Source organism: Bacillus sp. B1-b2 (genome assembly GCF_009183415.1).
In the GTDB taxonomy this organism is placed as follows: Bacteria; Bacillota; Bacilli; order Bacillales; family Cytobacillaceae; genus Niallia.
Genome location: NZ_WEHU01000039.1, coordinates 1 through 17,351, shown reverse-complemented (window position 1 = coordinate 17,351; position 17,351 = coordinate 1). Strand labels below are relative to the sequence as shown.

Genomic DNA, 17,351 nt, shown 5'->3' with positions numbered 1-17,351 from the left:
ATAAGGGAGTGATACATCTTATTCTTCAGAAGATTAGTTATATTTTCCCTTTGTAGAAAAAATGAAACGTATTTTTTCTATCATTACAATAATTTAATAAATAAATGCATAAAAAACAAAGAAGAGATCTATACTAACTTTTTCGGAAAAGTATGCATGTATAGACGAAAGGATAGGAAAATGAAAAAAAGAATTTGGTTCAATCAATGGTTTTCAACAGTAGCCCATTTTATTGATATGATTAAATATAACAGTGATGGAATGGAGTTTGAGGTGTATGGAACTTCAACAAATAAAGATGCTGTTTACTTGAGCTATTGTGATGTAGCTTTCATGGAACCGAGTATAAAGGGAATGGAATATGTTCATTACTGTTTAGATTTTTGTCGTACGCATAATATAGATATATTTGTTCCACGGAAGGAAAATGTATTAATTTCCAGACATTTAAAAAAGTTTACTGATATAGGAGTAGAAGTATTGGTATGTCCTGATGCGAACTTAATGGATATGCTTGATGATAAAGAAGGAACATATGAATTAATGAAGAATCATCCTGATTTGAAGAATGTGGTTCATATTCCTGAGTATAGGATTGTAAGAACAGCAGAAGAATTTAAGGAAGCTTATTACCAGCTAAAAGATAAAGGGCATACAGTTTGTTTTAAGCCAGTTATAGGAGAGGGTGGACAAGGCTTTCGGGTTATTCAAGAGCAACTAACTTCTATTCATGATCTTTTTTACGAAGGTGTCTCACATAATATTACATTAGAGCATGCCTATCAAATTCTAATACAGCAGAAAGAGTTTCCTCCACTCATGGTTTTAGAATACTTAGATGGTGTGGAATATAGTATAGATTGTCTTGCTTATGATGGAGAGTTGATGGCAGCTATTCCGAGGAAAAAAGGGCAGGGAAGAGTAAGAGAACTGGAAGAGAATAAAGAACTTATTCACTTGGCAAAAGAGATTAACAAAGCCTTACATATTCCTTATATTTATAATATTCAAGTGCGATATAAAGAGGGAATTCCGAAACTATTAGAAATAAATCCAAGGATGTCAGGTGGTCTTCATTATAGCTGTTTAGCAGGCATTAATTTTCCATATAAAGCCATTAAACTGTTATTAATGAAGAACAAAGCAATCGAATTTGTGAAACCTCAATTTGGTATAAGGTCTAGTTATTTAGAAAAAGAGGTTATTCTAAAGGATTGGAAACAAGAATCAAAAGTAAGGTTGTAACTATAGGAAGAAATGGTTAGTGATGCATGAATAACAGCATTACTAACCATTTCTTTTTGTTCTTTATAAAAAACGAATTATATTGACATTAAGAACAATTTCTTTTATATTTAAAGTAATTAGAGAAAAGTATAGCAAGGTGTTCTTTATTAAGAATTAGTTGGGTGAAAAACATAATTGGTAGTGATCTTATTCTTTGTTGGTTTTCCAATGTTATGTGGATATACATCTTAGAAAATAAACAACAATTGTATAGATAACAGCCTGTCGTTATATATTTTCATATAAAAGTTCTTTATTAAGAACATTTGTAGCTCAGGAGGCAAAGGAAAATGGGGTTCATGCTTAATTTAAAAATCAATCATTACTTACGTCAGGCTAATAAGTATTCAAAGAAATCCAATAGAGCAAAAGGAAGCTTAGAGAGAAACCATTATTTCCAAAAGTACATATATTTTCAAAATAAAGCTCGTGTATTAGAAGAAGGAGCTGCATCGAAGGAAGATTAAAACAGAAGAAATTCTGTTTTTTTTATTTATCTTAAAATATTGGTTGTGGAAAAAACGGTCACTTATTAACGATTATATCCACATAATTATTGTTGGATTATTAGTATTCCACAGGTTTATCCACATTATCAACAGGTAATAGTCTGTTTTATCCACAATTTTGGAAGGGTTTTCTTTTTTGTGCTATGAAAAGAAGGTATCTCGAAGTGAGATACCTCCTAAAATAACTACTGTCTTTCTTTCGTATCTTTTCTATTAGCAGCTCGATCAGCCATTTTAAATTCATGTTGATAGGTCACTGCTTGCATACTAGACAAGTTGGATTTCATTTTATGTTTATTTTTTGCAACCATTAATAATACACCCTTTCTGATTGTCGTCGCTGCTTATTGTTTCCTAAAATTAAACTATGATACATAAAAGTTGCTCAGTGCCTGATCAAGATTAGGATACTTAAACTCATATCCATGTTCTAAAAGAACCTTAGGTGTGACTTTTTGACCTTTTGTGATTAGAATACTCATTTCCCCGAGAGCTTTATGCAAAAGTGGTTCAGGTACTGGAAACCAAAAAGGACGATGAAAAAGGGAGCTAATGGTTTTTCCGAATTCCTTCATTTTAACTGGATTGGGAGAAGTGAAATTAACTGGGCCAGCTATATCTGTACGTTCAATAAGGAAGAGAAAGGCATTTACTACATCCTCGATATGAATCCATGACACCCATTGTTTGCCACTACCTAATCTTCCACCAATGTAAAAACGGAAAGGAAGAACTAGCTTTGGTAGTGCACCTCCTTCCTTAGATAAAATTAAGCCGAAACGACAAAAAACGGTGCGAATGGAATGGTTGGTTGCTTTATCTGCACATGATTCCCATTTTTTCACGGTATTTGCCAAGAAGTCATCAGCTAATTCGCTATCTTCATGAAAGGTAGTTGATTCAGAAGTACCATATACACCGACAGCACTGGCATTAAGTAATAGAGAAGGTTTAACTGGGAGATGTTCTATAATAGATAATAATTCGGTTGTTGCTTGTAATCGGCTACCTACAATCTTTTGCTTTCTTTTTTTGGTCCATCTACCACTATTAAGGGATAGACCTGCTAAGTTAATGACAATGTCAATTGGTGGTAAATCATATGTAGGCAATTTATTATGTAACCACTGTATATATTGAATATTAGATGAGTTTTGTTTTCCCGTGAGATTACGTGTTAAACAATAAATAGTATGTTTTTCTGTTACTAACTTATTTATTAGTGCTTGTCCAACCAATCCTGTTCCGCCTGCAATTAGGAAATTCATATCGAACTCCTCCTTATGCTAAAAGTTATTTTTCATTTTAAACCATTTTTCCTTTAAAACAAACTTTAAGCAGATAGGTAGGAATGGAAATGTAGAAACCCTATATGGTACATTCTAATTAACGATAAAGGTTGCAACTAAAATGGAATAATGATGAGTGGTGATTAGTGTGGAAATAAGTAAAATAACAAGGCAAAAGGAACTAAAGGATCGTTATAATATTTTTACTATTAAGTATGGAAAAGAAGAGTATTTATTTAGTGTGGATGAAGCCATTCTTATTAAGTATGAGCTTCGAAAAGGGATGGAATTAGATACTTTATTAATAAATGAAATTCAGTATAATGATGAAATTAGAAAAGGTTACCATCGTGCAGTTAAATATCTGGCGAGTGTAAAAAGAACAGAAGCAGAAGTAGAGACCTTTTTATCATCTAAGATGGAGAAACCTGCTTTAGTGGCTGAAGTGATGGCAAAGCTCAAGGAAATGAATTTTTTAGATGATGAAGATTATGCATTTTCTTATGTGCGGACACAGCGAAATACAACTACAAAAGGTCCAAAAGTAATTAAGCGTGAATTAAAGGAAAAAGGTATTTCAGCTAATTTAATTCAAGTAGCAATGGAGGAGCTTTCTTATGAGGATCAGATACAATCAGCTAAAAAGATTGCCCTAAAGTTTTTAGATGGTAATAAAAAAGAGTCTTCACGCATTCTTATGCAAAAGCTGGAGCAAACACTTGCTAGAAAAGGCTACCCTTCAGCCATTATCCGAGAAGTGAAAAATGCGCCTGAAGTGCTAGATATGGATAATAATGAGTTAGAAGCTTTAAGAGTACATGGTGACAAAGCAAAAAGAAAGTACGCAAAGTATGAGGGATATGAATTTACTCAGAAAATGAAGCAATTTCTTTATCGTAAAGGATTTTCCATGGAATTAATTGAACAGTATTTAAATGATATAGAAGAATAAACAAATAATCATTTCTGAATCTTATTTTTTGCTCAAATACTAAGATTTGAATAAAATAATAAACAGTGGAAGGAAGGATCGGATGCTTACAAAAAGGTATAGCATGATGACAGAGCATGAATTACGTATGGAAATAGCTTCGTTAAATGACCAAGCAAAAAAGGCAGAGCAGCTCGGAATGGTGAATGAGTATGCTGTATTAGAAAGAAAAGCAGTTCTTGCAAAATCGTATTTGTTAAATCCAGCAGACTTTGTGGTAAATGAACGGTATGAACTAGAAGGCGATCCAGGTGTTCTTTTTCAAATAGAGTATATGAATGGTGTTTTTGCTTGGGGTAGACGGAATGTGGATAATAGTAAAGAAGAAGGAATACCCATATCTCTACTTAAAAAAAGTAAGAGGGAAAGTATCTAGCCGAAAGGGCTCGATACTTTCTCTGTATATATTTTATTTCTTCTTACGATGAGAAGAAGCATGCATTCTTTCTTGAGGGTGTGTGTTAATGGTACCGTCTGCTCTCTTAGAAGCATATTCTGATTTTGCTCTTGGTTCCCCTTCTAACTTGCTTCCATTTAAATTATCTACATTTGCCATTATATTGAACCTCCATTTATTCACTAAGTAAATGTAATAAACGAAGAGATGTTTATTACTAAAGATAGTATTTGTTATTGATGAAAATTTATAAGTAAATCAGATAGAAAGAGGGAGTTATACGATGCATGAGGCACAAAAGAAATTGGTAGACAGATTATTGGAGTTGAATTCGTTTATTTCTGTAGGGCAGGCTCAAACTTGGGTGGAATTGTTATGGGAAGATTTTGAAAGTACATATGCTAAAGCTGGTAGGAAATATCAAGGAGAGGAAGTTGCAGAAAAAGTAGTTAGTCAATGGATTGAAAATTATGGGGAGAAGCTGCATGAGTTTGTGGCGGAGAATCCTAAGTATAAGGATTTTGTGATGGATGATAGGAAGAAGTTGCATTGATGGGTGAGTGCATACTTAATTCCAATATTGGGGTCGCTTTACATGGGGATCGGAGCTTTAGCTACGGTATGCCTTTGGACTTGTTTTGTGGAGGTACATCTTTGGTAGATGTGCCTCTATTTTTAATATAGAAAAGAGTTCTAATTGAAGTTGATAGAGGATTGGCATGTGGAAACTTCTTGATGGTGCTAATGAATATTGATTTGCTGCTCAAATGTCTAGTTTTCAGCAAAGATAAGCGGAGAATTTCCTGTAAGTACTGGTGGAATGATATTATTAGGCTGTCTTAAGCGGAATTTTCCGGTTGAGTAAGGAAAAACCTTTACAATATCATGTGTTTTAGGAAGATAAGCGGAAATATCCGTCTATTGGAACTATTTTTAGTGAAAATTAACTAAATAAGCGGATATCTCAGGTCAAGTAAGGAAAAACCTTCCCATTTTCATGTTATTTAGGAAGATAAGCGGAAATATCCGTCTATTGGAGCTATTATTAATGGTATTTAACTAAATAAGCAGATATCTCCGGTTATTTACTAACATTCTAATTCGCAATTCAGATGTGAAAAGGTACATATAGTCAATGAACGAGTTGGGTTAATAAAGAATTTTGATCCGTGGGTGTGTTAGTACCCCCAGTACTCCAACCCTAGATAAAACCACCCGTAGTACAATCACGGGTGGTACTTTCATTTAGTTTGTTAATATATCTAATTTTTTTCTTAATTTGTCCTCGCTAAATATCCAGCCTGTGTAGGAGGAGGTGATATTTAGGTTTAGGTCTAGGTGGACTACTGCGACGAATGGGTAGTGTCCGTTACTTCGGTAGCGTAGGTCGATGAAGCGTACTTGGTATTGATGTTCTAGTTCTGTTACTTCCCATCTGAATACTGGTGAAAACGATAGAAATGCTGATAGATTATCGTCTTTTTGTGCTGCTGATAGTACTGGTGTTGTAGGTACTGGAATTCTATGGAATTTATCATAGATTTCAATTTCATGCTGATGGGAGCGACCTACGTAAAAGGAATCCTCTGTTTGTACAGCAATTCGCCAATGATTATATCGCATTGTTGGCGAGAGAATAATCTCTGTTGCATCAGGTATCATTTCTCTCACTTGTCTTTTTACTTTTCGTTGTGTAAAGAAGCGAAGAAGGTAATACCCGAATAAGACAAGAAAGAGCGTTAAAAAGGTATATCCTGGATCTGTACCGAAAATCCAGAAAATAATCGCTACAATATGCATGGAAAAGATGATTGGATCAAAGGTGTTAATAATTCCTAAGGCTAGCCATTTATTTGAAAAAGGTCGTAAAGCTTGTGTGCCATATGCATTAAAGATATCAACAAAAACATGAAGAAACACAGCGAAAAAAGTCCAAAGCCATAAGTGAAGCAAATTAGCTTCTGGGAAAAATGGATAAATAACAGCCAGAATTAATATAGGCCATAAAAGTACAGCGGGAATAGAGTGTGTAACTCCTCTGTGATTGCGTATATAAACTGCATTATTTCTTAATTTTAATACGGTATCAATATCTGGTGCCTGTGATCCGATTAAAGTAGTAATCATGACACTTACAGCCGTTGCATGACTACCAGCCACAACAGGGTCTAAGGTGGCGAGACCGCCAATAGCGACACCCATTACGATATGTGTCCCTGTATCCATCGTTATCGAACCTCCCAATTAATTAAAAGGAAATTTGTTCTATATTTACATATTAATTTTCCTTTTCAATTTCTCTTATTACCGCTACACTACATTAGATAGAGAGATATAATGTTTGGGTAGTTTTTTACCGAATAAGTCTATTTAATAATAATATTGCTCTGTGTTCAATTGGACATAAGCATATTTTATGAAGATTTTATGTCGATTATTAGTTCTCTTATATAAAATGAAGCAAATTCCTTTATTTATTCTTAAAAAAGATAGAAAAGCTGTAAGATATAATATTCTATTCCCAGAATTCATTAATAAATAACATCATGGAGGTTTAGAGTGGTACAAGATATAGCTAGCAATGTAGATGTAGAGCAATTTAAAAAGGATTTACTAAATTGGTTTATAGAGGAACAAAGAGACTTACCTTGGAGGAAAGACCAAGATCCTTATAAAGTTTGGGTTTCAGAAATTATGCTTCAACAAACAAAGGTAGATACAGTTATTCCTTACTTTAACCGATTTATTGAGCAATTCCCAACAATAGAGGCTTTATCAGAGGCAGAAGAAGAAAAGGTACTTAAGGCTTGGGAAGGATTAGGTTATTATTCTAGAGCTAGAAATCTACATACTGCCGTAAAAGAAGTTCATGAAACGTATCATGGGAAAGTTCCAAATACTCCAGAAGAGATATCTAAGTTACGCGGAGTAGGACCGTATACTGCTGGAGCCATTTTAAGTATAGCCTATGGAGTTCCTGAACCAGCAGTGGACGGAAATGTTATGAGAGTGCTCTCAAGAATTCTCTCTATTTGGGAAGATATAGCGAAACCAAAAACAAGGAAAACGTTTGAAGAGGCAGTCAGAGTTTTAATATCCCACGAAAATCCATCTTATTTTAACCAAGCACTAATGGAATTAGGAGCATTAATCTGTACGCCAACATCTCCCTCTTGCTTGCTTTGTCCAGTTAGAGAGCATTGTCATGCCTTTCATGAAGGTACCGTTACAGAGCTTCCGGTAAAGACGAAAACGAAAAAGCAGAAGACTCTTCAGCTTGCTGCAGTAGTTTTGACAGATGATAATGGAAGAACTTTAATCCATAAGAGAGCAGATAAAGGTCTTCTCGCCAATCTCTGGGAGTTTCCAAATATCGAGATAGTGCAAACGATAAAAAGTGAAAGAGAACAACTGGAGGAAGCACTGCTTGAAAATTATCAGGCGAAAGTGAAGGTTGGAGAAATGATCACTCGGATTGAGCATGTCTTCTCTCATCTAGTTTGGAATATTAATGTGTACAGTGGAAAGCTTCTAGATTTACAAGAGGAAACAGATGATATAAAGAGAGTGAATTCCGAGGAAATAAAGCCATTTCCTTTCCCTGTTTCCCATCAGAAAATGATTAAGTTTATGCCTGAGATGATAGTAAAGGAAGAGAATTAATACTTTTTTCATAAATAATGTTAGTTTAGACGTTATAATAAAAAAATGAAAAGTCTATTTTACAGTGTTTCAATATGTAAAATAGGCTTGTTTTTATTGGAATTTAAAGTAGATTTTGGATATGTGAAAATATGTAAAAGAGGTGTTATATGTGGCGATAATTTATTCTATTAGTGACATTCATGGATATTATGAAGAAATGATAGATACTTTACATCTCGTTGATTTAGATTCTGATAAGGAAAATCAATTTATTTTGCTAGGAGATTATGTAGATCGTGGTACTGATAGCTGTCAGGTGCTTCATCATATAAAGGAACTAGAAGAGAAATATCCAGGGCAAGTGAAAACTCTACTAGGAAACCATGATAAAATGTTTCTTGACTGGTATACAACATTAGAAGACGAATCACAATGGCTTATGTATGATTTTCAACTACTTACACTTAAAAGCTTCTTTTCAAAAGAGCAATTTGAAAAGATAGAAGATCAACCAGTGATGAGAGAAGGATCATATGTAGATAAAAGTAAATTCTTAGTAAAAAAACTGAACGAAAGACATTCGCAGTTATTAGAGTGGTTTTTAGATAAAGATAAATGTTCTCCCTATTATGAAACGGAAGATCAAATATATGTACATGCAGGTATTTGTGAAGTAGATGAAGAACTTTGGAAGCATGCAACAGAGCCTAATGAATTTTATTGGAAGTACCCTGCTGAAACGGGAGATTTTTATAAAGATATCATTGCAGGTCATGTATCAACTGTTGATGTTTCGAAAGATAATAGCTATCTAGGCAAAGTCTATTGGGATACATATAGTCATTTTTATATTGATGGAGAAACAATGAAGAGTAAGATTATTCCTTTGTTGAAGTATGATACTAGGACAAAGTTGTATTCTAGTTTTGATAAGGAAAGTGATGGGACTTGGTTAGAGTATCCAATTGCGAAGAGATGAATAGGTGATAATGACTAGAAGTACACAGCTGACACATGAAAAGAGTGGATATAGTTTAATTAATATTTGAGCTGGACAAAGAGATAAGGGCTAACCCTTATCTCTCTTAATCATAACTAACCTCTGTTCCATGCGTATAATCAGCTTCATTCCTCTTTAATCCGCCTCTTTTTTCAATCTCTTGAATAATTTCACGATGAATGCTTTGTCCTTCTACATTTAAGTAAGGAGTCATTTGTTGTAGGGAATGATGGAAATACGCTAGTTCACTTTCTCTCCAATCTCCTTTTGTAAGCATGGATAGCTCTGTCATATCTCTTCCAACGTACATATTAGATACCTTCCTTCTCTTAGTTTCTATATGTATTGTGTTAATGTTCATTGCGAACTATACACGAATAGAGGTAAAATGAGGAGTAAACAGATGGGAAAGGAATTCACATAAAATGACAAATAAAGTTGCGTTAGTTACAGGAAGTAGTAGAGGAATAGGAAAGCAAACAGCACTTCGTCTCGCAGAAGCAGGATATGATATTGTTATCAACTATGCAAGAAGCAGAAAAGCGGCAGAAGAAACAGCAGAAGAAATAAAAGCGCTTGGTAGAAAAGTTCTGTTAGTGAAGGCTAATGTAGGTGACGTAGATAAAATTAAAGGAATGTTCCAAGAAATCAAAGCTGAATTTGGACGTTTAGATGTATTCATTAATAATGCAGCTTCTGGGGTACTTCGTCCAATTATGGAATTAGAAGAATCTCACTGGAACTGGACGATGAATATCAATAGTAAAGCACTTTTATTTTGTGCCCAAGAAGCGGCAAAGTTAATGGATAAAGGTGGGAAAATCGTTAGTATTAGCTCACTTGGTGCTATTCGTTATTTAGAAAACTATACAACTGTTGGTGTAAGTAAAGCAGCTGTAGAAGCATTAACACGTTATTTAGCAGTAGAATTAGCTCCACTTAATATTGTGGTAAATGCTGTTTCAGGTGGTGCAGTTGATACAGATGCATTAACACATTTCCCGAATAGAGAAGAACTTCTGCAAGACGCTGCAGATAAGACACCTGCAGGAAGAATGGTCGAAATGGAAGACCTCGTAAATTCTGTTATGTTCTTAGTTAGCGATCAAGCAAGTATGATACGTGGCCAAACGATTATCGTAGATGGCGGAATATCTTTATTAGTATAAGACTTAAAAGAGAGAGAAATCTCTCTTTTTTTACGTGGATTTAAACTGGGAAAAATTGTTATAAAAATTTCTTGGATAGAACGTAACGATACGGGACAAATTAATATTCGTGGAGGTGATATTGATGGCTAAAAAAGCTGGTGTTACTCAAACAGGTACTAACATCCAAGAAGTAAAACAACAAAACGCTGCATCTGCTGGACAACAAGGTCAGTATGGTACTGAATTTGCTAGCGAAACAAGCGTTGAAGAAGTAAAACAACGTAATGCAAAAGCAGAAGCACAAAAAGGTAAAAACTCTAGCAAATAATGCTACAAAGGGCACTTCATTCCGAAAGTGCCCTTTGCTATGTTTTTTTTTGGAACATACTATTATTTATCTTTTTAAATGAGATGAAAATAACCTATTTTTACATACTGCAGTTTATATAACCTTTAAAGAAGATTTTAGATTAAGTAGAAAAAAGAAAATCAATTCCCTCCATTATAAGAAAATTAATCATCAAATTTTTTTATTTAAACTTCGACAAAACCTCTTCTTAGTCTACAGAACTAGTCAAAGGAATAAACTAAAAGAAGAAGAAATAGTAATAGAAGATTCATCAATAAAAACTATATGCTGGGATGTGTTTTTTCATGGATTTATTTAACGGGTTAGTGGGAGAACAAATGCGTACAATGGAAAAACTCTTATATTTACAAAGTGAGTTAGAACGGTGTGAAGAAATTGAAACACAACTTCAAACCTTACAAAAAGAAACAGAATTAAAGGATGTACAGGTAGAAATTGTGAAGATGAAAAGTGAACTAAAAGAGATCCAGCAAATCTTTGAAAACCAAACCGAAAAAGTAATTAAAGTATATCAAGAAAACGAATTAAAATTATCAGCAACCTAATTTAATAAGAGAATATTTAAACCATTGTGTAATTTCAATGGTTCTTTTGTTTTAAATTTTTCCAATAACCGTTATAATAATAGAAAAAGAGGAATCGTACTTTGTTGCCTTATGGAAAGAATAAAGTCGTTTTTATGTAACAGGTTGCAAAGCGTCCGCAAAATGAAAGTAGGGGAGAAGATAATGGGCGTACCTATCGAGGGTGAACCAATACAAATTCATAGTTATAAACATAATGGTCACATCCATCGAATCTGGGACGAAACAACGATACTTAAAGGGACGCAAAATTTAATAATAGGCGGAAATGATCGAACAATTGTTACGGAATCAGACGGGAGAACATGGATCACGCGTGAACCTGCTATTTGCTATTTTCATTCACAACAATGGTTTAATGTCATTGGAATGCTAAGAGAAGATGGTATTCATTATTACTGTAACCTTAGTTCACCATTTATTTATGATGGCGAAGCAGTCAAGTATATCGATTATGATTTGGACATTAAGATTTTCCCTGATATGACATTTAATTTATTGGATGAAGATGAGTATGAACGTCACAGGCAGGAGATGAAGTATCCAGAGGCGATTGATCGTATTCTAAAGTCGCAAGTTAATCAATTAATACAATGGATCCGACAAAGAAAAGGTCCCTTTGCTCCAGATTTTGTTGATTTATGGTATGAAAGATACTTAACGTACAGAAGTTAATAAGAACGACTGAAAAAAGCATGTTGATATTCAGCAGGCTTTTTTCTTTTGACAGGAAAACTATTAGTGATACAATGTTTTGTTGGAACATGTGAGGGGGAATTTTCATGGATAGCATGAAAAGATATATGAGGTTTGTGAGGCCTTATAAGTGGCAGATTATTGGCACGATCTTCATTGGGGTTATTAAATTTGCAATCCCATTATTAATTCCGTTGTTATTGAAATATGTGATTGACGATATTATTAATAACGGAAGTCTAAGTCAAGCAGATAAAAGCAGTCATCTATGGACAATCATGATTGTGATGACAGTCATTTTTATCGTCGTTCGTCCACCAATTGAATATTATCGTCAATATTTTGCACAATGGACATCGAACAAAATATTATATGATATTCGCGATCAGTTATTTGCCCATTTACAGAAACTAAGCTTAAAGTACTATTCCAATACTAGAGCTGGTGAAGTCATATCGCGAGTGATTAATGATGTGGAGCAAACAAAGAATTTTATCCTAACAGGCTTAATGAATTTGTGGCTAGATGCAGTAACAATTTTAATTACAATTGGAATTATGTTTACAATGGATATTAAACTAACACTTGTATCCATTATTCTATTACCGTTCTACGCTTTTTCTGTTAGCTATTTCTTTGGAAATTTACGTACACTAACAAGAGATAGATCGCAAGCATTAGCGGGAGTACAGAGTTTTTTACATGAAAGAGTACAAGGGATGTCTGTTATTAAAAGCTTTGCTACAGAGGATCACGAACAAAAACATTTTCAGCGCTATAATAGTGAGTTCTTAAATAAAGCAGTAGAACATACAAAGTGGAATGCCAAAGCATTTGCAGTGGTTAACACCATTACAGATATATCCCCACTATTTGTGATTGCTTATTCCGGTTATCAAGTACTACAAGGAAATTTATCTCTAGGAACAATGATTGCGTTTTTTGCTTATATTGAAAGATTGTATAATCCATTAAGAAGACTAGTGAATTCTTCCACTACTCTGACACAATCTATTGCTTCTATGGATAGAGTATTTGATTTAGTAGATGAAAAATATGATATTCAAGATAAACCACAAGCTATTCCATGTGAAAATGTGCTAGGAGATATTGCTTTTAGGAACGTTGATTTTGCTTATAACCAAGAAGATCCGAAAGTGCTTAATGATGTTTCCTTACATATTAAAAAGGGAGAAACGATTGCTTTTGTTGGGATGAGTGGTGGAGGAAAATCTTCCTTAATAAGCTTAATTCCTAGGTTCTATGATGTGACAGGTGGAGAAATACTTCTAGATGGAGTGGATATTAGAGATTTTCAAGCCCGCTCTTTACGAGATAAGATAGGGATGGTTTTGCAAGATAATATTTTGTTTAGTGAATCTATTAGAGAGAATATTAAAATAGGAAAGCCTGATGCAACGGAAGAAGAAGTCATTGCAGCTGCTAAGGCTGCGAATGCCCATGATTTTATCACACAACTACCTGAAGGATATGATACCAAGGTAGGAGAAAGAGGAGTGAAACTAAGTGGTGGGCAAAAGCAAAGAGTAGCTATTGCTCGTGTTTTCCTAAAGAATCCACCTATTCTTATATTAGATGAAGCGACCTCTGCGCTTGATTTAGAGAGTGAACAGTCCATTCAAGAATCACTTGGTCTTTTAGCGAAGGATCGAACTACCTTAATTGTGGCACATCGTTTATCAACTATTACACATTCTGATCGAATCGTTTTAATTGAGCATGGAAAAATTGTTGAAGAAGGAAATCATGAGGAGTTAATGAAGCAGCAAGGTCATTACTTTGATTTGTTCCAGATCCAACAGTTAGGAAATTAAAAAGAGGGATAAGTAGTATGAAACCTAACTACTTATCCCTCTTTTTTACTATTCTTCTATGGTTACTTCTGCTTCATGCTTATGGTGTACCTGCATGGAAGTAATTAATGTATCTAAATGCTCTACATGTTCATCATACTCAATAATGGCAGAAATAATCTGCATGATATGGTATTGCATTAATTCTTCTTCATTCTCTTTTGGAATTATTTCCGAATCTTTATAGTGTTCCATCAATTGTTGGAATAAATGTCTACGATCAAGACTTATACTTCCTTCTTCAAAGGTCACACTTGGTTTTACTTTTCCAATAAATTTTAACATCGCATGCTCGTGATGGTGGATAAGACAGTCTAACTGCTGTTGAATATTATTTTGGAACTCTTCTGGCAATGACTTTAAATCATTTTCATAGCGATGCAATTTCTTCAAGGTTTGGAATGACTTCTTTAAGGTAGTAATCATTTGCCTATAAATCACTAATTTTCGTGATTTAAGTAAAGTGGTTTTCTTAAAGTAATTCCGTTCTTCTTTATACAATGTATACAGTTGATCTATCTTCATCATGCGGTCTGACAATTTATCAATATCATTTTTTAAAAGAGCATGCTCTGAGGCATGTCTAATATTTAGGCGAATCCATTTAGTAATTTCTTCACTCATATCTGAAACGTTGTTATATAGTTTATTCTCATACTTTGGAGGTAAGAAAATTAAGTTAACAATGGATGCAGATAATATTCCTAACATAACAGTTGAAAAGCGAATGATAGAAAATGTGATGAAATCATCTGTTGGTGATTCCATAATGGCTATTAATGTAACGGCAGATAGGATGATTGTTTTTTCTAATTTAAGCTTTAAGTTAATGGTGATCACGACAACTGCTGCTAGTCCAATAATAAATACGTTGTTTCCAAAGCTTAATGTGAAGACAACGGCGATAATCGCACCAATTAGGTTACCTTGTATTTGTTCAATGATTGATAAATAAGACCGGTAAACGGTTGGTTGGATAGCAAATATCGCTGAGATACCAGCAAACACTGGTGTTGGTGCGTTTAATAGTTGTGCGAGAAATAAAGCTAATACGATGGCGATTCCTGTTTTCAGAATGCGCGCTCCTAAAGTCATAAAGAGTAATCCTTTCTGTAGCTAATTAAACTATTTTTCTTATACCCATACTTTTTACGAAAAACACGTAAAGTAAACACAATACTGTACTATACAGTGATTAGATGCTCACATCAATAGACTAATGCCTGATTTTTTCTTTTTTCTTAAAAAAGTTGGGGTTTGGACATATTTTTGAAATGTTTTAAAATAATCGAGGAGTTTTTTAGGTTTGGTGGAGTATTTTGTTAGTTCTACTTTTAATGGGAGAAGTTGATTTCCGCTTCAGGGGATCGCTTTTTCACGGGGGAAGCTCTAAGTCTGTAGGGAGTCTCACCTTTCACAATCAATGGTGAGATATTGGGACTTGTCTTACAATAATACGGATTAAAACTACCTTTTTCTTTAATTCTTTATCTTGTTAACAGATTGATTATTCCATCATCAACCATTGTTACGCGACTATTTCAGTTTACTCCTCTATTTTTTATTCCTACATCTGCTATCAAGAGTCTATGCGCAAGTCGTGGGAATAGGTAAAGCATCCATTAGATAATAGCCGGAAAAATCCGCTTAATCCTTTTCTGACGATTAAGTCCGTATAATTGTGTAAAAAGAAAAGGAGTCAAAATAATTCCTCTTGTCTACAATGTTAACAGCGACGAAAACAAGGAGGAGGAACATATTTTGACTCAACTACAGTTTAACCTAAATATCGAAGATTTAAAAGATGCTGTAATGAATTCTGATTTAGGCACAGTTGTTAAAGCATCTGTTGTTCTAGTATTAAATTCAGTGATGGAAAAAGAACGGGATGATTATTTACAAGCTGGAGCTTACGAGCGTACCCCGAACCGTCAGGATTCTCGGAATGGCTACTATGATCGGGGACTCCTCATGAGCATTGGTAAAATAACCTTGAAGGTACCTCGTACACGTAATGGGGAATTTTCACCATCCGTATTCGAAAGATATTCTCGTTGTGACCAAGCTTTTGTCCTTTCTATCCTTGAAATGGTTGTGAATGGGGTATCCACCCGAAAGGTAAATAATATTGTTCAACAGATATGCGGGGAGAATGTTTCAAAATCTTTTGTTTCTTCTTTGTCTGAAAAACTTGATCCAATCGTTAATACATGGGCAAACAGACCTCTTAATACAACATACTACCCCTTCATTTTTGCGGATGCCATGTATATCAAAGTAAGGGAACATCACCGTGTCGTGTCTAAGGCAGTGTATATTGCAACGGCCATTAATGAACATAATGGCCGAGAAATCCTGGGGTTAAAAGTGGATCACTCTGAGAGCTATGAGGCCTGGCAAAGATTTTTTCAGTACTTACAATCACGCGGTCTACAATCTCCAAAATTAATCATATCAGACGCACATAAGGGCTTAAAAAAGGCCATAGCTCAAGAATTTATCGGGACAACCTGGCAACGCTGCACGGTACATTTTAAACGCAATATCTTTAATCAATTGCCAAAAAAAGAGATGGATGAGGTGAAAATTGGCTTAAAGAGAATATTTGAGGCTGTAAAAGTGGAAGATGCCAGGAAATTCAAGGAAGAGTTTATACAGAATTTTGAAAAAAACCCCAAGTTGGAAAAGGCAATAGAAACGTTGGATGATGGCTTCGAAGACGCCATTCAATATTTGAACCACCCAACTAAGTACCACCAATTTATTCGTAGTACAAATTCGTTGGAACGATTAAATCAAGAGGTTAGGAGAAGGGAAAGGGTTATACGAATTTTCCCTCATACTCAATCTGCTTTTAGATTGATAGGAGCAGTATTAATGGACATTGCAGAAGTACAATCAAATAAAAAAATACCAATAGGATGAGTTGTCTTAGGAGTATAGGGTATAGCCTAGTTTTGAATGGACATGGAGCCTCTGCGGGCATGATGTAAAGCCAGGAAGTCAGGAGTTTAACAACCCCTGACTTGCCCGCCAGGCTATCATGCCCGCCCCTCCATGTAAATTCAAAACAGTGTAGTTTATTTATCATAATTTTGATTATGTCGAAGTTTATTGTTGACACTTTTACACAAAATCCAGGACTTGACTTTTCTAACATTAAAAATAGCTAAAAATAGCCGTAGAATTCCGTCTATTTTATCAAAACGCAGGAAATTAGAGGCTTCTTGCCTTAATTAACCGGAAAAATCCGCTTATTATACCTAAATAGAGGCGTGATTCTGTTATTAACCGGAAATGTCCGCTTATTTAATTAGCTATGAAAATTAAGTTGGTGGACCAATTATTTTTTTGAAGAGAATGAACTCGCTTGTAAGCTTTTTGAAACTCTAGGCAAAGTTTAAATAAAAAAAAGAGAGCTTTTTTCAGCTCTCCCAGCTTGTAGAGAAAGTACTATTTTCTCTGCAAGTTTTTTATTTCAGATAGAATTTAATGATTAGAATGGTTATTTAATTCTTCCTTTTCCATGAAAAAAGACTCTCATGCATCTATCCAATC

19 protein-coding genes are annotated in these 17,351 nt (G+C 34.4%); 13 read left to right on the top strand and 6 right to left on the bottom strand.

Annotation, left to right across the window (positions count from 1 at the left end; genetic code table 11):
* Positions 1-180 precede the first annotated feature (180 nt).
* Both F9279_RS22605 and F9279_RS25395 read left to right on the top strand, forming a co-directional pair.
* Positions 181-1,245, top strand: coding sequence for an ATP-grasp domain-containing protein (locus tag F9279_RS22605; RefSeq protein WP_152116398.1), 1,065 nt, complete (start codon positions 181-183; stop codon positions 1,243-1,245).
* A gap of 332 nt (positions 1,246-1,577) precedes the next feature.
* The gene (locus F9279_RS25395; RefSeq protein ID WP_193224676.1) at positions 1,578-1,754 is read left to right on the top strand and encodes a hypothetical protein; all 177 of its coding nucleotides are present in this window, start codon (positions 1,578-1,580) and stop codon (positions 1,752-1,754) included.
* A 227-nt stretch (positions 1,755-1,981) separates the two neighbouring features.
* Here F9279_RS25395 and F9279_RS22600 read toward each other — a convergent pair whose 3' ends face one another.
* Both F9279_RS22600 and F9279_RS22595 read right to left on the bottom strand, forming a co-directional pair.
* Positions 1,982-2,107 (bottom strand): YfhE family protein, encoded by a 126-nt coding sequence (locus tag F9279_RS22600; protein WP_152116397.1) that lies wholly within the window; start codon positions 2,105-2,107, stop codon positions 1,982-1,984.
* Between the two features lie 54 nt (positions 2,108-2,161).
* On the bottom strand, positions 2,162-3,064 hold the full coding sequence (locus F9279_RS22595; protein WP_152116396.1) for a TIGR01777 family oxidoreductase: 903 nt from the start codon (positions 3,062-3,064) through the stop codon (positions 2,162-2,164).
* Positions 3,065-3,224: 160 nt separating this feature from the next.
* Between F9279_RS22595 and recX the strand changes: the two genes are divergently transcribed.
* Positions 3,225-4,037: a recombination regulator RecX gene (recX, locus tag F9279_RS22590; RefSeq protein WP_226793828.1), complete on the top strand. Its 813-nt coding sequence runs from the start codon at positions 3,225-3,227 to the stop codon at positions 4,035-4,037.
* An 82-nt stretch (positions 4,038-4,119) separates the two neighbouring features.
* On the top strand, positions 4,120-4,452 hold the full coding sequence (locus F9279_RS22585; RefSeq protein ID WP_152116394.1) for a YfhH family protein: 333 nt from the start codon (positions 4,120-4,122) through the stop codon (positions 4,450-4,452).
* Between the two features lie 33 nt (positions 4,453-4,485).
* Here F9279_RS22585 and F9279_RS22580 read toward each other — a convergent pair whose 3' ends face one another.
* On the bottom strand, positions 4,486-4,632 hold the full coding sequence (locus F9279_RS22580; RefSeq protein ID WP_152116393.1) for a small, acid-soluble spore protein K: 147 nt from the start codon (positions 4,630-4,632) through the stop codon (positions 4,486-4,488).
* A 124-nt stretch (positions 4,633-4,756) separates the two neighbouring features.
* Here F9279_RS22580 and F9279_RS22575 point away from each other — a divergent pair, with 124 nt between their 5' ends.
* Positions 4,757-5,026 carry a YfhJ family protein gene (locus F9279_RS22575; protein WP_152116392.1) on the top strand — a complete coding sequence of 90 codons (270 nt, stop codon included), beginning with the start codon at positions 4,757-4,759 and terminating at the stop codon, positions 5,024-5,026.
* A 692-nt stretch (positions 5,027-5,718) separates the two neighbouring features.
* On the opposite strand, the gene F9279_RS22570 is transcribed toward F9279_RS22575, so the two are convergent.
* A complete protein-coding gene (locus F9279_RS22570) occupies positions 5,719-6,699 on the bottom strand; it encodes a metal-dependent hydrolase (protein ID WP_152116391.1) in 981 nt (326 codons plus the stop codon).
* 333 nt (positions 6,700-7,032) lie between these two features.
* Between F9279_RS22570 and mutY the strand changes: the two genes are divergently transcribed.
* Both mutY and F9279_RS22560 read left to right on the top strand, forming a co-directional pair.
* Positions 7,033-8,136, top strand: a complete 1,104-nt coding sequence (gene mutY / locus F9279_RS22565) for an A/G-specific adenine glycosylase (protein WP_152116390.1) — start codon at positions 7,033-7,035, stop codon at positions 8,134-8,136.
* 151 nt (positions 8,137-8,287) lie between these two features.
* Entirely contained in the window at positions 8,288-9,097 is an 810-nt protein-coding gene (locus tag F9279_RS22560) for a metallophosphoesterase (protein WP_152116389.1), read from the top strand.
* Positions 9,098-9,203: 106 nt separating this feature from the next.
* On the opposite strand, the gene F9279_RS22555 is transcribed toward F9279_RS22560, so the two are convergent.
* The gene (locus F9279_RS22555) at positions 9,204-9,428 is read right to left on the bottom strand and encodes a hypothetical protein (protein ID WP_152116388.1); all 225 of its coding nucleotides are present in this window, start codon (positions 9,426-9,428) and stop codon (positions 9,204-9,206) included.
* A gap of 115 nt (positions 9,429-9,543) precedes the next feature.
* Between F9279_RS22555 and fabL the strand changes: the two genes are divergently transcribed.
* The 5 genes from fabL to F9279_RS22530 all read left to right on the top strand — a co-directional run bounded on the left by fabL (position 9,544) and on the right by F9279_RS22530 (position 13,754).
* Positions 9,544-10,287 (top strand): enoyl-[acyl-carrier-protein] reductase FabL, encoded by a 744-nt coding sequence (fabL, locus tag F9279_RS22550; protein ID WP_152116387.1) that lies wholly within the window; start codon positions 9,544-9,546, stop codon positions 10,285-10,287.
* Positions 10,288-10,411: 124 nt separating this feature from the next.
* On the top strand, positions 10,412-10,597 hold the full coding sequence (locus F9279_RS22545; RefSeq protein WP_152116386.1) for a gamma-type small acid-soluble spore protein: 186 nt from the start codon (positions 10,412-10,414) through the stop codon (positions 10,595-10,597).
* A 326-nt stretch (positions 10,598-10,923) separates the two neighbouring features.
* Positions 10,924-11,184, top strand: coding sequence for a YgaB family protein (locus F9279_RS22540; RefSeq protein ID WP_152116385.1), 261 nt, complete (start codon positions 10,924-10,926; stop codon positions 11,182-11,184).
* 183 nt (positions 11,185-11,367) lie between these two features.
* Complete coding sequence (locus F9279_RS22535) at positions 11,368-11,898, top strand: DUF402 domain-containing protein (RefSeq protein WP_152116384.1); 531 nt, start codon at positions 11,368-11,370, stop codon at positions 11,896-11,898.
* A gap of 107 nt (positions 11,899-12,005) precedes the next feature.
* On the top strand, positions 12,006-13,754 hold the full coding sequence (locus F9279_RS22530) for an ABC transporter ATP-binding protein (RefSeq protein ID WP_152116383.1): 1,749 nt from the start codon (positions 12,006-12,008) through the stop codon (positions 13,752-13,754).
* Between the two features lie 48 nt (positions 13,755-13,802).
* Here the strand turns inward: F9279_RS22530 and F9279_RS22525 are convergent, their stop codons facing one another.
* On the bottom strand, positions 13,803-14,888 hold the full coding sequence (locus tag F9279_RS22525; protein WP_152116382.1) for an FUSC family protein: 1,086 nt from the start codon (positions 14,886-14,888) through the stop codon (positions 13,803-13,805).
* Positions 14,889-15,554: 666 nt separating this feature from the next.
* Here F9279_RS22525 and F9279_RS22520 point away from each other — a divergent pair.
* Positions 15,555-16,718: an IS256 family transposase gene (locus F9279_RS22520; protein ID WP_152116381.1), complete on the top strand. Its 1,164-nt coding sequence runs from the start codon at positions 15,555-15,557 to the stop codon at positions 16,716-16,718.
* The last annotated feature ends 633 nt before the right edge of the window (positions 16,719-17,351 follow it).

Coding starts and splice junctions, on each gene's coding strand:
- F9279_RS22605 (WP_152116398.1), top strand. CDS start 181: ATGAAAAAAAGAATTTGGTTCAATCAATGGTTTTCAACAGTAGCCCAT.
- F9279_RS25395 (WP_193224676.1), top strand. CDS start 1,578: ATGGGGTTCATGCTTAATTTAAAAATCAATCATTACTTACGTCAGGCT.
- F9279_RS22600 (WP_152116397.1), bottom strand. CDS start 2,107: ATGGTTGCAAAAAATAAACATAAAATGAAATCCAACTTGTCTAGTATG.
- F9279_RS22595 (WP_152116396.1), bottom strand. CDS start 3,064: ATGAATTTCCTAATTGCAGGCGGAACAGGATTGGTTGGACAAGCACTA.
- F9279_RS22585 (WP_152116394.1), top strand. CDS start 4,120: ATGCTTACAAAAAGGTATAGCATGATGACAGAGCATGAATTACGTATG.
- F9279_RS22580 (WP_152116393.1), bottom strand. CDS start 4,632: ATGGCAAATGTAGATAATTTAAATGGAAGCAAGTTAGAAGGGGAACCA.
- F9279_RS22575 (WP_152116392.1), top strand. CDS start 4,757: ATGCATGAGGCACAAAAGAAATTGGTAGACAGATTATTGGAGTTGAAT.
- F9279_RS22570 (WP_152116391.1), bottom strand. CDS start 6,699: ATGGATACAGGGACACATATCGTAATGGGTGTCGCTATTGGCGGTCTC.
- F9279_RS22555 (WP_152116388.1), bottom strand. CDS start 9,428: ATGTACGTTGGAAGAGATATGACAGAGCTATCCATGCTTACAAAAGGA.
- fabL (WP_152116387.1), top strand. CDS start 9,544: ATGACAAATAAAGTTGCGTTAGTTACAGGAAGTAGTAGAGGAATAGGA.
- F9279_RS22545 (WP_152116386.1), top strand. CDS start 10,412: ATGGCTAAAAAAGCTGGTGTTACTCAAACAGGTACTAACATCCAAGAA.
- F9279_RS22540 (WP_152116385.1), top strand. CDS start 10,924: ATGGATTTATTTAACGGGTTAGTGGGAGAACAAATGCGTACAATGGAA.
- F9279_RS22535 (WP_152116384.1), top strand. CDS start 11,368: ATGGGCGTACCTATCGAGGGTGAACCAATACAAATTCATAGTTATAAA.
- F9279_RS22530 (WP_152116383.1), top strand. CDS start 12,006: ATGGATAGCATGAAAAGATATATGAGGTTTGTGAGGCCTTATAAGTGG.
- F9279_RS22525 (WP_152116382.1), bottom strand. CDS start 14,888: ATGACTTTAGGAGCGCGCATTCTGAAAACAGGAATCGCCATCGTATTA.